The organism is Saccharophagus sp. K07 (assembly GCF_014336955.1).
Taxonomy (GTDB): domain Bacteria; phylum Pseudomonadota; class Gammaproteobacteria; order Pseudomonadales; family Cellvibrionaceae; genus UBA5868.
Window position 1 is genome coordinate 834,736 of sequence record NZ_QRAI01000001.1, and the last position, 13,915, is coordinate 848,650.

Genomic DNA, 13,915 nt, shown 5'->3' on the forward strand with positions numbered 1-13,915 from the left:
GTTTCCTCCTGAGTGAAAATTTCCAGAAAAATCGCGACTGCAATTTTCCTGGGCGATGCAGCAGAGCTGCGAATCTTTGATGTTTCACTCGCCGACTTAAAAATGACGCTAAGTCAGGATTTTGAGCTCAGCATCAGCCTGGTTTTCCAGGAGGCGAGCAAATGAGGAAATTAGCCGAGCGCAAGCAGCGCGCCCGGTTTAGGCGGGACAGGCGGGAGACTTTCTCCAGATAAACAAATGACTATCTCTAATCATGTCTGGTTCGGAAAATTGGGAGTAAATGTCATCATACCCAAGCAAATATTAAAGTCAAATATACGATTGGATATTGCGAATTGCAAAAAAACGGAATTTCTTTTTTTTGAAGGTTGGGAGGTTTTGGGGGGAAATATTGTGAAAAAAGGATTTTTTATGAGGGGAAATATGAAATCCGCTGGACCGAATTTGGGTCCAGCGGAAAAAGGAAATTAAATAATGCCGAATGCGAGCATTGCAACCGCTACACGCTTGAGGCCTACGATATTGGCACCGGCAACGTAGTTGTTGGCCATGCCATATTCTTTGGCTGTTTCGTAACAGTCGCGGTGAATATCTCTCATGATGGTCTGGAGTTTTTGGTCAGTGTATTCAAAAGTCCAGGCGTCTCGGCTGGCATTTTGTTGCATTTCAAGAGCTGAAGTTGCAACACCACCTGCGTTAGCGGCTTTGCCGGGACCATAAGAAATGCCGGCATCCTGGAACACTTTAATGCCGCCAGGAGTGGTAGGCATGTTGGCGCCTTCGCTCACAGCGATACAGCCGTTGGCGACCAGAGTGCGTGCGGATTCTTCGTCCAGCTCGTTTTGGGTCGCGCAGGGCAGGGCGATGTCACAGGGGACATTCCAGATATTGCCGCCAGCTGTGTAGGTGGAGTCTCTGTGAATCGCTTGGTAAGCGCTGATGCGACCGCGCTCAACTTCCTTGATCTGCTTGATGGTGTCGAGGTTCAGGCCGTTAGGATCGTAGATGAAGCCGGCTGAGTCAGAGCACGCGACAACTTTCACGCCGTACTCTTGCAGTTTTTCAATGGCATAGATGGCAACGTTACCGGATCCAGAGACTACTGCGGTTTTGCCTTCCATATCAATGCCGCGAACTTTCAACATTTCGCGCGCAAAGTAGACCGCGCCGTACCCGGTTGCTTCTTTACGTACCAAAGCACCGCCCCAAGCTGGGCTTTTGCCGGTAATGACGCCGGATTCATAGCGGTTGGTGATGCGCTTGTATTGACCGAACAAGAAGCCGATTTCGCGCGTGCCCACGCCTATGTCGCCTGCGGGTACGTCGGTGAGTTCACCGATATGGCGATAGAGTTCTGTCATGAAACTCTGGCAAAAACGCATGACTTCGCCTTCGCTCTTGTTTTTCGGGTCGAAATCCGAACCGCCCTTGGCGCCGCCGATCGGCATGCCGGACAGAGCATTTTTGAAGGTTTGTTCAAAGCCCAGGAATTTGATGGTGCCCAGAGTTACCGATGGGTGGAAACGGAGACCGCCCTTGTAGGGACCCAAAGCGCTATTAAAGCCAACGCGGAAGCCGCGGTTGATTTGGACCTCTCCTTTGTCGTCTTGCCAGGGCACGCGGAAGATGATTTGTCGTTCCGGTTCGCAAATGCGCTCGATGATCTTGTACTCGGCGTATTCGGGATGCTTTTCCAACACGGGCCCCAGCGTTTCGATCACTTCCCTAACGGCTTGGTGGAATTCTGGTTCCCCCGGGTTGCGTTTGATGACCTGATCGAAAATGGATTCGATGCGCGCTTTGATAGTCCCATTCATTTCGGTAAATACCTCATTGGTGCAGTTGTGATGTCCTGTTAATCGCAGTTGCCTGCGTGGGTTTCCGAAACATAAGGCCTCAAAGCAACAGATCGGCTCGCCACTAAATTCAAGGTTGGTCCATCGAGAGAATTTGCTGAGTCGGAGGTGAAGACTGTCCTTTTGCCACCGCCGAATGGGCGGCTAAAAAGAGACCAGGCCTTTTTAACCGCCCTTAATTATGAAAGGCGATAGCAACGGTGTGCAGCCGTCGCGGGACCGGCAGGAAGAGGCTTATGTGAGTCGGGGTCATAATCATCACCACATCATAACATGAAATTTTCGTTAAGCGATCTTAAATGGCGCAAAAGTGGCGATAAACGGTGCGTAATGGTGCATATGGCGCGTGAAATTGTATTCAGTGAAACAATCGATGATCTGATTTGGTGCGTGGATTTTTATAACTTGCGATAGAAGTCTTCTTTGGAAGAGAAAAAATGACTATAAGTCGATGTAGGTGCGAACCTTATCACGGTCTCCTTGGCGCTATTTACTTAGAATCGGTCATCGGAACATTCCAACCTAAGCTGCGTGTGCATATATAGGGCATGTAGCGAGCGCCAAACGGGGAGCAATAACGATAATGCGTAAGATACTAGTCATAGGAATGCTGAGTTTGATGTTGGCAGCGTGTGGGGACGACGAGACCTCATCCGGCGACGTCACCAGCAGTTCATCGAGCAGCAGCTCGTCAAGCAGCAGTTCTTCAAGTAGCAGTTCGTCGTCCAGCAGCACTTCTTCAAGCAGTAGTTCATCATCAAGCAGTTCATCGAATGGTGGGATGTCGAGCGGTGACGCCGTGAGAGGCAAGGCGACTTTCGCCGCTCGCTGCACCACCTGTCACAAAGACGATAACGACGACGGTTATTTTGGAACCAACGACGGCATATCCGGAGATACAGGTGTCTACAAAATTGACCCTGATGACCTGGGTTCACCCTCGATTTATCCGTCTTACAACGGCGCTTCTCGAGATGGCTTGGCAGCGTTTATCCAACAGTACATGGGGCCAGCCGCAGGCTGTGACGCTCAGTGTGCCTTGGATACCGCCACTTACATTTGGTCACTGAAAGATGGTGTTAAGGGACCAACTGCTGGAGTCATCGCGTGTACCAATCCTAATGCCATTCATTACGGCAAACGCACGCTCCATATCCTGAGTTCTTACGAATATCACAACTCTTTGAGCCAGCTGTTCACCCTCCCGTTACCAGACGACTATTCCTCTCCGGCTAAGTTTGGTCTCGACGTTACCATTGCGCGTTTGCCAAACCACGTGAGTGAAACGCTCAACGAAACTCGCGTTAACAACTTCTATGACAACGCAGTAGAAATTGCTGACTGGGCAATCTCTTCCAATGCGTTGCCGTTCTCTTGTGACGACCCTATCCAGTGCGCCACGGATTTCATTAATGAATTCGCGTACGTAGCGTATCGACGTGCGTTGACCGAGGTGGAGCAGGCTGATATCAACCTGATTTTCACTGAAGCTCCTAGCCTGGAAGATGGCTTGAAGTGGGCGATCCGCACAGTGTTGATGTCGCCTAACTTCCTGTACCGCTCAGAATTGGGAACCAAGGTTTCCGATCTGCTGGCCAATCCAGTTGTCGCGCCTGGCACCAAGTATGAATTCCAAGGTACGCCTACGACTTTCAGAAACCTGAAAATCGAGCGCTATAACCGCATTAGCGTTGATAACTCCGGAACTTACTCCTATCGCTGGACAGGCAAAGACCTGATTGCTATCAGCGTCAAAGGTGCGAAGAGTGAATTCGATCGCTGGCCGGTTCTGACTATTGGTGCAGGTTACGGCGATGGCGGCGTTCTGCAGCGCATCACTGTTAACCACAGTGGTTATCGCACTTACTACATAGTGGTCGACAAAGTTCCGAATGGTCCGATCTACTTCCTGAATGACGCCAACTACGCTGGCAACGACTACCTGATGCCGCCGATCGAAGTTGCCACTTTGAGCATCGGTGTTCAGGGTGAAGCCAAGCCGGTACAAGACGATGTCACCAAGTTGCGTGCAGCGGATCAGAACGCTTATGCGTTGGATCCTTATGAATACGCATCCGCACTCTCTTTTGCATTGACCGGTTCTGGTCCTTCCAAAGCTCTGTTGGATGCAGCGGTGGCAGGTGAGCTGGTTGATCTTGCTAAACGCGAAGCTCACGTCGATGCCTTGATCGATTCTCCGCTCGGTAAGAAACACATCGAGCGCCTCGGCGGTAAATGGTTCAGCACAGATGGTCTGACTGAGAAGACTCGTAACGTAGCCGAGTTCACTCCTGAAGTGCGTCAATCCATGATGCAAGAGATTCGCGAGATCTTTAAACACGTGTTCTACAACGGCGACTTCCCGAGCATGTACCGCGGTGACTTTACCTATCTCGACAAGACCTTGTCAGATTTCTACAAGTTGCCTGGTGGCGGTTCCTCTCACGGTGACTTCCGTTATGTCGATACCACTGGCACTCCTCGTGGTGGTGTGATCGCGTCCGGTGCTTACATGGCATACAACGCACATATGGATTACACCTCTCCGATTCAGCGTTCAGCTCACTTCCGTCAGGACGTGTTGTGTCAAGCGATTCCGCTGCCAACCAACTTGGAAGACTCTGAAGAGCGTGCCGCCGCTGCCAAGATGTTGGAAGCTCGCTTACAAGCAGGCGATATCACCACTGCGGACTGGTATGACAAGCAAACCAATATTCCAGGTTCTTCTTGTGCCGCATGCCATAACGCCATCATCAACCCCTTGTTCGGCATTGATGACTTCGACAACGTAGGCCGTCTGCGTCCTCGTGTTAACGGTAAGGTGGTACAGGACGGTCTGATCGCGATCAATGGTGTTCCAGTGCCACAAGGTGTGCGCAACTTGGAAATCACCCAGGTCAGCGAAGGCTATCTGTATGGCTATGATGCAGTGGGAACCCTGTCTGGTGCGAAAGCGGATGCCGCCAAAGCTTCTGGTGATGGCTTGAGATTCTCCGGTGCGAAAGAGCTCAGCCGCCTGGTTGTGGACAACGATTTGCCTGGCGTATCTGCTTGCTTGATCGAGAAGACAACTCGTTATGCTCTTGGATACACGCTGAACAAGGTTCTGTTGGATCCTGCAGAGAATGGATATTACGGTATCAGCAATGCACAAGCGGCTGAATTTGCCTGTGTTAAGCAGGAACTTGAAGCTGCCTACGCTAAAAACAAGAGCCCGCGCGACGTGCTGAAAGCCGTTGTTATGTCTGACTCTTTCCGATTCCGTAAATAATAAGTTTCGCGGCGGGACATAAACCGCCGCGTAGCCAAAACAGGTTATACGACCATGACAGATATAAAGAAAATGAAAGAACCCGATCAGAAAGTTGCAGAAGCTCAGCGCAAAGATGTGCAAAGATCCCGTCGCAAGTTTCTCGATCTTGTTGCCAAATCCGGTATCGCTTCATCCACCTTGCGTTTTTCCAGCCTGCTGGGCGGTATCATGACCGCACGATATGCGCATGCGCAGGAAACGCCAAAGCGCGTAGTCTATTGCTACATTCACAGTGGCTCGCCTGAAGACTGGCGTCCATCTTCTGCTTCCAACATCTCCAGCTCGGCGTCTTCTTTCCACTATGGTCCTGGCAGCTACAACGTTGCGCAGATCTGCCACTTCCGCGGTGTTGATACCGAGGTTGCGGGGCACGGTGGTGCTCGGCAGGCGCTGGGGGGCGACTACACCCGCAATACCGTGGACGTAGATCTCGGACCTATTTTGGGACCGCGTAGTTACTACACCACTATCTTCCTTGGCTCCAATGCCGCAGATGCGGGCTCTGGTCCCGGCATGATCATCAGTAAAGGTGGTTTGCCGATTGAGGATCCCAAACAAGCGTTGGGCCGCTATTTTGGTGCTCTGCCGGAAGTTGGCAAAGACGACACCTATAAGTTGTCTTTTGAAGCGCAAAAACGCGCAATCGACAGCATCAAGAAAAAGCTCAGCACTGAAGAGCATGATCGTTTGGCGAAGCACTTGACCGCGATCGAAAAAATCGAGGCTCGTATTGCGGATTTGGCGAACGCTGCGGCGCCGGACCTCAACGCTTGCAAACCAACTATTCCTGGCACTTACGATGATTCAACCAATGCGGGAATGGTGGAGCACTCCAAATTGCAGGCGGACATCATCGTCGCTGCATTCCAGTGCGACTTGACCCGAGTTGCGGTGCTGCAGATCGGTAACCACAACGGCGGTGGCTGGACCTATCGCGGTTTTGACGGACACAGCGCGGCTCACTCTGGTGGTGCTTCCGTGTGGAACCCAATGATGCGCGAGAAATTCGAGGTACCTGCGTATTTCATCAAGAAATTGATGGATACCTTGGACTCTGATGGTCAACCACTGATCAATAGCACGGCGTTCTGTCAGGTGACTTGCTTCGGTAACGGCTTGTCACACGCATCGACGGATGCGCCTTTCTTGTTGGCAACCAAGATGCCTGGATTCAAATCCGGTTTTTCATCCAAAGGCACAGCCTCGACTTCAAGAGACTTCCATGCGGAAGTTGCAAAAGGTCTGGGTATAGATCCGAAAGGATTGCACTTGGGTGGTGCAACCGGCGGCGATGTCGGCTTGACCTGATAGACGCAGATCCATCTATAGAAGTAAAAAGCCTCGCCATTGGCGGGGCTTTTTTTTGCTGCCCGAGATAGAAGGGTGGGAATCTTTGCCGAATGAGGTTCTAGGCGAACTGAGTGGAGAGTGATACCTTCCGGATCTCTAACGAGACGTCCAAGTTTATAAACGTTGGTGAGCGATGACTGAAAAAGCCGATTTTATTTTTCCTTCAGGGGTATTGATTTGCCCTATATGTGCTCAGGAATTGAGTTCATTTCACTGCCATGGGTGCAACAGCGAATTTTTTCCCTTGGGAGAAATACCTTGCGTATTCACCACCGGAATCCAGCAAAAAAATCTTTGGCAGCATCAAATGGCCATGATGGAAACCCAGGGTGCAGATGCGCTGGAGCATTTGGATTACATCCTTCAGGGATATGATGTGTCGCCGCGCAGCCGGGAGCGGTTGGAGCAGGCCTATGATGCGATGAAAGAAAGCCTGGAAATGATCATGGGCTTGCTGAAAGACGGGGGATTGCGCAGTCAGCGCAGTGAGTTATTTGAAAAAATGACCGTCGATAACCCCACCGAGTATTACCACCACATTCTGCGCGACTGGGCGTGGGATGCAGAACCGAGCAAACACTTTAAAACCCATGTGAACGACGCGAATTTGCAGCGGGTGCTCGGAATCTGGCCGGAGTTGCAGCCGGAGAAAATGTTGTTTCTTGGCGCCGGGGCAGGGCGCTTGAGTTGGGATTTGCACAAAACGTTTAAACCGCAATACACCATTGCATCGGATATCAATCCCTTTCTTTTGATTTGCGCTCAAACGCTGATCAAGCGTCGCCACTCCATTACCTTGCCAGAACTCTATACCTATCCGCAGATCGGCTATCCCTATTCCAAATCCTGGGTTATGAATCCGCCGGACGACCCAGAGGGATTGCACAAAAACTGGTTTGCCTTGGGGGCTGATGTCTGGAATATGCCGCTCAAAGAAAGCAGCGTGGATACGATAGTGACTTCGTGGTTGCTGGATGTGACGGGCGGAGATGTTAAAGACCTTATTGCGGTGATCGATTATTTGCTGAAACCTGGCGGTTACTGGATCAACACTGGGCCTTTATTATATTCCGGGCAGCTGAGTTTTGAATTGAAATACTCCGCCGAGGAAATTTTAGATTTTGCCCAGATGGCGGGTTTCGAGGTGGAAAAACAAAGCGTCGAAGAAGTTGCCCATATGGCTTCGCCCTTGAATGCGCGCTATCACCATGAGCAGGTATTTTCCTTTTCGGCCCGCAAGCGCACGGAGCCACGACCTGTGGCGAAGCCTGGAAAGACAGCTGAATGGTTGACGCCCGCCTGGCTCGTAATGCACCACCAGCCAGTTCCGCAGATCGATTTCCAATGTGAAATGGGCCACGACTTTATTCGCAATGTATTGAGTCTTGTCGACGGAAAAAGAAGCATTTATTTGATTGCGCAACTGGTGCAGCCAACTTTGCCTCCCGGTGTGGATGCAAAAGAAGCGGTGGTGGCTTTATTCGGACAAATCTTGGAACAGATGGCTGATGCGCCTGAAAAAGAGTGATTAGCTTGTTTCAGGAAGTTGGCGGGTTGAAAATCACTTGCGGGGAAGCAGGAAGGGTATTTGCTGCTATCTAGAGCATGCCAGCAGTACTCTCGGTTTGAGGCTCGTGTGTGTGGCTTGCCGAAAGGGCGCAAGCCACTGATTTATGCAACTGATTGGGTCGCTATGAACAGGGAAAAGCCACCTAAGGAGAGCGGAGATAGCTTATGAACCGTAAGATAATCTCTGCACTCGTTATTTTCTTGATGTTGCAGGCGTGCACAATAACTAAGAAGGGTTGTCAGTTTCAGTACACCGATGAGTTTAAAGAAACTTATGTCTTGCCGTACTTAAGGGAAAACGTCGGCGCTGAAATGCTGCCCTTTTTTAATGTTGACGATCCGGTTTTAACTGATAAAGGAGGCGTCACGAGACTAGTGGTTTCTCCCATCAAGGTTGTCGATGGTCGAATAGTTATGTACGAAAATAGCTTTGTGTTTATCGTCAAAAATTGTACGAGAGAGCTGGTTGATTCATTCACGGTGGTTAGGAATTAAAGTACGAAGAAGTCGAATCGAACTTTGGGCTTTGCCCCTTGCTTGATGAGCCTGGCCGGTACTCCAGCCGGGCATTTCTTTTTAACCGCCAGCCCGGCCTTATCGAGCCAATGGCCGCATTTGCTCAAGGGTCGGTTGGTATGGCGACAACTACGGTAATGAAAAGGGCATTTGGGTTGAAGTTATTTTCAAGAAAAACTGGTGCGTTATATGCCACAGTTTGGGTTGGAAGCGCTGCTAGTTTGTTGACAATATCCTCTTTGGGTAGAGGTCATAATTTGTATGATCAGGGTGTCTGAGATCCGGTATCGCTCTTATCTGGATTGGTAATTGGAACAAATTGATATGCAGTTATTGAATTGCCCGAATTGTGGAAAACATGCAATTCCCCTGGTTGAGAAACTAAAAATCGCGGTAGATGGAGAAGGCTTTCAGTGTAGTGAGTGTGGTGTAACGTTTGGAGTCTTCGCAATAGTAAGGCTTTTAATAGGCGTTGTTGCTACAGCAATGTTTTTCTTTTCTTTTGCCTATTTTTTTGGACGTTTTGGCTTTTTATATGGATTGCTGTGCTCGGTGGTAAGTTCTTTTTTTACACTCATTTTTCTGTCTTCTGCGTGCCCTTTATTCAAGTTGAAGCAGGATAATCGGAGACAGACCCCAATTAAAAAGTTGTAAATGCCTTCAGAAAGCCCTTCACAACGACCTGAATGCAAGCGGCAAGGTTTCAGCTTTAGCCGCTTTCTTTTTAGCCGTTTATCCATGGCCCAACCAATAGCTCGCCGCGAATACAAGTCAATGATTGCCGCCAGGTACAGCCATCCTGCAGTCTAGATGTAATGTCGGCCCCCACGGCAGATTTGGTGCGACTGGGTTAAACCGCCGATCAAGAATGTTCTCCGCTATCGGCAGGCTATGGTTGTTATTAGTGGTCATGCGAAATTTGCGTTTTTGTTTGCCCGTAGCTCCAGTTTATCCAGCTGTAACTGGAGCTACTTTCCCAGCTCTCCGATGCGTTTTGGCTCGGGCGTCATACCTGTTTTTCCCTTAGTAGCTAGCAGCCGGTAATCGACTGAGATTCATGCTCCTTTAGCCAGCAGCGCAGTGATTGATATCTTAAATGAGTCGATTGTAAAACTACTTCACAAATCAAAAGATGTTGTCTGGCGAAAAAACAGCCAATTAAGATTTGTTTCGTTTGGTTTTGTCCGCCATCGAATATATAGAAACTTAGGTAAGCGTCTTTGGTTACCCATATAACGCTGCCTAAGTTAAGATAGCCGGCAAACTCTACGGACTATGTTGTGATACCGAAAGATCTTCGCATTCCTGGATACGATATCGAAGCTTTGCTGGGCAAGGGCGGCATGGCTGCTGTTTATCGTGCGCGGCAACAGAACTTTGGTCGCGATGTTGCGCTGAAGGTGTTGAACCCCGCCGTCGACGATCTCGAGGAATTTAGTCGGCGGTTTTTGCAAGAGTCTGTCATTGCTGCGAAGTTACATCACAGCAATATAGTGCAGGTTTACAACGTCGGTCAGCACGAGAATTTTTTCTACATTTCAATGGAGTACCTGGACGGCGGCGACTTGAGCAATCGCTTGCAACAGGGCTTGTCGATCAGAGAAACACTGCGCATCATCACCCAGCTCGCCGATGCTCTGGATTTTGCTCATCGAAAAAATATCATTCACCGCGATATCAAACCCGCCAATATCATGTTCAGGGAGGATGGTGCTGCGGTTCTGACCGACTTTGGTATCGCCAAAGAATTGGAGAGCCAATCGGACCTCACTCAAACCGGGTTGATTCTCGGCACACCCAAATATATGAGTCCCGAACATCTGCGCGGTGAAGAGGTGGATCACCGGGCGGACATCTATGCATTGGGCATAGTTTTCTATCGTTGCTTAACCAATTATGTGCCGTTCGACGGGAAAGACATGGTGACCACGGCCTATTTGCAGGATTGTGAGCCGGTGCCCGCCTTGCCGCCGGAGGTCGCGTGTTTTCAGCCTGTGATTAACCGGATGCTGGAAAAATCGCCGCTGGATCGCTTTCAGCGCGCCAGGGAGGTGATAGAGGCCCTGGAGCAGATCGACAAATCGCAATATTCTCCGGATTTAACCAACCTTGATGTGGCTGCTGCACATAAAGCTGCGCCTCCGACTGTGACACGCAGTACTAGCGGACGTCATTCCGTTACCGGTTCCCATTCAGCCAGTGGGCGAATCGAACCTCGAATTGGCTCTGATCAAACGGTGTTTCATTTCAAGCCTGGGCTTAACGAAACGATTCGTGCGGAGCACATGACGGATTCCGGTTATGGTGCATCTACGAAGCTCGCCGTGAAGCGGAAGTCAGGCGTTAAAGCTGTTGTGTTGGGGGCGGTTGTTTTCGGTGGGCTGGTGATTCCGGCCAATCAATTGCTTCAAAGCGAAACCAATTTTGGCGGCGTTGCGGCGACGATTTGGGAACAACTGGTTAATGGCACTCTAGGTAAACAGCTTGCGCCATTAAGTGAGGAAATCTCATCTGCTCGTACAAATAATATTTCTGGTCCGGTAGATGTCCACTTGGTCAGGGCAGCGGCAGAGAAATTGGGTTTGGATTCTCATCCGGTTGTGTCGAAGATCTTGCCGCTCAATAAGGTCGAAATTGAATATGCTCCAGGCGAGCCTGCAAGCTCCGAGGATATGCTTGCTCGTGCGAAACAAAAAGAGCAGTTGGCGGCAGAGGCTGCAGCGCGAGCTGCGGCGGTCGCAGAACAAGTTTCTATTTTGTTGGCAGAGGCGGAATCCTTGCGAACAAGCTATCGCCTGCGCAGACCTGCAGGCCAAAATGCTTACAGCAAATATCAGGAGGTTTTAGCGTTGCAACCTGATAATGCCGAAGCTTTAGCCGGCGTGGAAAAAATTGCGGACGCCTATATTGCGATGATGGAACGCGCGCTCAATGAAAAAAAACTCGATGCTGCACGTTCATATCTTGATGAAGCACGAGAGATCTCGCCTCATCGCACCGTGTATGAAAATTTGGAATCCAAGCTTGCATTTGCCATTGAAGCAAAACGAGAACAGGAACTGTTATTGGCTGCGGAACAGCGCCTGACGAGAATTCAAGAATTGTTGCTTGCCGCAAAGCAGGATGAAGAAGCCGGGCGAATTCGCTCGCCTGTCGGCAACAATGCCCTAGAAAAATATCAGCAAATACTCGATCTGGATCCAAATAATATACAAGCGATCAATAAATTGATCGAGTACGGCCGATAAACCTTTAAGCCACGCTTTTCTAGAAACAAGCCAGTGTTCGTTCAGCAAAACGTTCGCGCAGCTTGCGAATGCGTTCAATTATCCTTTCATTCTTAGGATCGCGATCAAGCTTGAGTTGTAACAGGGCGACGGATTTGGCCAAATTTTCCACTTCCAGTGGACAGTTGTTCTGTGCCGCAAAACGATCGGCCATCTTCAGATATTCGTTTTCCTGATTGCGCAAAACCGCTGCCAAATTACCAGCCACGGTTCGGGCTGCCTCTGTAGTAAGGTTTTGCAAAATTTCTGCATTATTTGGCAATTTTGCCACTTTATAGGGAATCACCAATTCGCCCACTTCCAACCCTTCGCTGCTCTCGTCTTCGTGTTCGGATTGCAGTGTGATGCTGTCGGGGAAAATCACTCGTTCATTTTTCGCATCCATTAAGCGATAACTGACGGCAAGTACGCCCACCTTTCGATGCAGCGTATTGGTGATATAAATACTTTCCTGCTTGGCTTCTTTAAGCGTTTCTTCCGGCATTTCTTGTTTGGCGCGCTCTTTCGGCGGTAGTTTGAGCCATTCGATATAGGCTGGGTTGGGGCGTTCATATTCTCCGACCGTAACACGCATCTGTTTTTTATTGCGCGTCTGGGTTTCATCTACTTTGGCTTCCAACACACTGCCGCGAATAACTGCGTCCGTAGGTAGTGCGTCAGCTTCGACTATGTGAATTTGATCGCCGACAGAATCTTGCAGATGTTGCACGACCAGCGATGTGATCACATCTCCATAATTTTCGACTTCGCTGCGCGAGCGAAATTGTGTAACTCGCACACTCTTCAAGGTAGTGCTCTGTACTTGGGTAAGTTGCCTGAAAAGGTCAGCACTATTGGGGGCAATGATTTCTTGTGCATAGAGCAAGCCGAGGCCAGCGTATGAATTTTTAGGGCTCACCTCGTCATATTTTTGTGCGATTTGTCGGATCAGGTCGGGAGTGCGTGGGTTGACCTCCTGCGGTAGACCCAATATGCGTCGAACCTCAATCTCCTGGTGATACAACTGAAACAATTGGGAGAGATTGCGCCTTGAATGGATGTTGTCGGCTACATAAGCGGAAAACATGGCGGCAATTCCCGGAGCATCGGGGCGCAGTTTTTCGACAATTTTTTTGTAATCGGATTTTTCAGTGAGATCCTGCAGAACCTTATAGGCTGCATCCATATTGCCGCGTGCTTGAGCGCGAATATACCGGCCTTTAAAAAGCTTGGCGTAGGCGGCCTGCATTGCATCGACAATGTTGGTTGGTTCATCGGGGTATATGGAACGGACGAAGTCGATTTTTTCTTCCAGATTTTTACTTAAGTTGTTTTTTTCTTGCGCAGCGTAAATGGCTTTGATGATGACATCCATTTGCATGTCACGAGCATTTTGCCACTGGTTCTCGCCGGTGAGGACATGCAATTGATGATAGATGGTGGCGCGTCGCTCAGCTTTTAAATCGGAGCGATTAGATTCTGTTTTCAAGCGGGTAATTAAATTTTCTGTGGCGAATTGTTCGCGCACAATGGGAGTGTTGATCTGCGGCAGCAGTGAAGGCGAAATCTTATTGTCTTTGCTTAGTTCTTGTTTGAGAGTCTCAATATCTGGCAGTGGAATTTTGCCTTGATAATCGCCATTGGCTTTGATGCGTTTTTTATTTAGATCCCTTTCGAGTTGCTGCGTCTGCAACTCGATGGTTCGGTGATTTAATTCCTGCAACAAGGCAAATTCGTTGGGATGCTGCTGCGTATCTGTGTTTGCGAGAAAAGTCTCGAGGGAGCGTTGCCACTCTTTAATTTGCTCCACATCAGTTGTGCTCTGCACTTGTTCGGCAGTTAAACCGGCCAAAGATTGGTCGTAGGTAGGTCTGCTGCTGCAACTCGCCAGAAATATCCAGCTGATCACAATGATCAGTTTCACGTATTCACGCATAATGTTTTGTGTTTCGTTATTCGTGGTTGGAATGCCCCGGGTTGCAAACGATAGAGGGGTCAGCTTGCCGCTACTCTATTCAGTTTGATGCGCGGGTTCAAGGATTTAC

At 49.5% G+C, this 13,915-nt stretch carries 8 protein-coding genes; 6 read left to right on the forward strand and 2 right to left on the reverse strand.

Annotated elements, in window-relative coordinates; all coding sequences use genetic code 11:
- The first annotated feature begins 12 nt into the window (after positions 1-12).
- Positions 13-165: a hypothetical protein gene (locus tag DWB84_RS03530; RefSeq protein WP_187408356.1), complete on the forward strand. Its 153-nt coding sequence runs from the start codon at positions 13-15 to the stop codon at positions 163-165.
- A 302-nt stretch (positions 166-467) separates the two neighbouring features.
- Here DWB84_RS03530 and gdhA read toward each other — a convergent pair whose 3' ends face one another.
- Entirely contained in the window at positions 468-1,817 is a 1,350-nt protein-coding gene (gdhA, locus tag DWB84_RS03535; protein ID WP_187408357.1) for an NADP-specific glutamate dehydrogenase, read from the reverse strand.
- Positions 1,818-2,439: 622 nt separating this feature from the next.
- On the opposite strand from gdhA, the gene DWB84_RS03540 reads away from it, so the two are divergent.
- From DWB84_RS03540 to DWB84_RS03560, 5 genes are all read left to right on the forward strand, one after another.
- Complete coding sequence (locus DWB84_RS03540) at positions 2,440-5,127, forward strand: DUF1592 domain-containing protein (RefSeq protein WP_187408358.1); 2,688 nt, start codon at positions 2,440-2,442, stop codon at positions 5,125-5,127.
- Between the two features lie 54 nt (positions 5,128-5,181).
- Positions 5,182-6,477, forward strand: coding sequence for a DUF1552 domain-containing protein (locus tag DWB84_RS03545; protein WP_187408359.1), 1,296 nt, complete (start codon positions 5,182-5,184; stop codon positions 6,475-6,477).
- Positions 6,478-6,652: 175 nt separating this feature from the next.
- Positions 6,653-8,047, forward strand: a complete 1,395-nt coding sequence (locus DWB84_RS03550) for a methyltransferase domain-containing protein (RefSeq protein WP_187408360.1) — start codon at positions 6,653-6,655, stop codon at positions 8,045-8,047.
- A gap of 206 nt (positions 8,048-8,253) precedes the next feature.
- Positions 8,254-8,583: a hypothetical protein gene (locus tag DWB84_RS03555; RefSeq protein WP_187408361.1), complete on the forward strand. Its 330-nt coding sequence runs from the start codon at positions 8,254-8,256 to the stop codon at positions 8,581-8,583.
- A gap of 1,301 nt (positions 8,584-9,884) precedes the next feature.
- Positions 9,885-11,852 (forward strand): serine/threonine-protein kinase, encoded by a 1,968-nt coding sequence (locus DWB84_RS03560; RefSeq protein ID WP_187408362.1) that lies wholly within the window; start codon positions 9,885-9,887, stop codon positions 11,850-11,852.
- A gap of 19 nt (positions 11,853-11,871) precedes the next feature.
- On the opposite strand, the gene DWB84_RS03565 is transcribed toward DWB84_RS03560, so the two are convergent.
- Complete coding sequence (locus DWB84_RS03565; protein ID WP_187408363.1) at positions 11,872-13,806, reverse strand: hypothetical protein; 1,935 nt, start codon at positions 13,804-13,806, stop codon at positions 11,872-11,874.
- Positions 13,807-13,915: the final 109 nt, after the last annotated feature.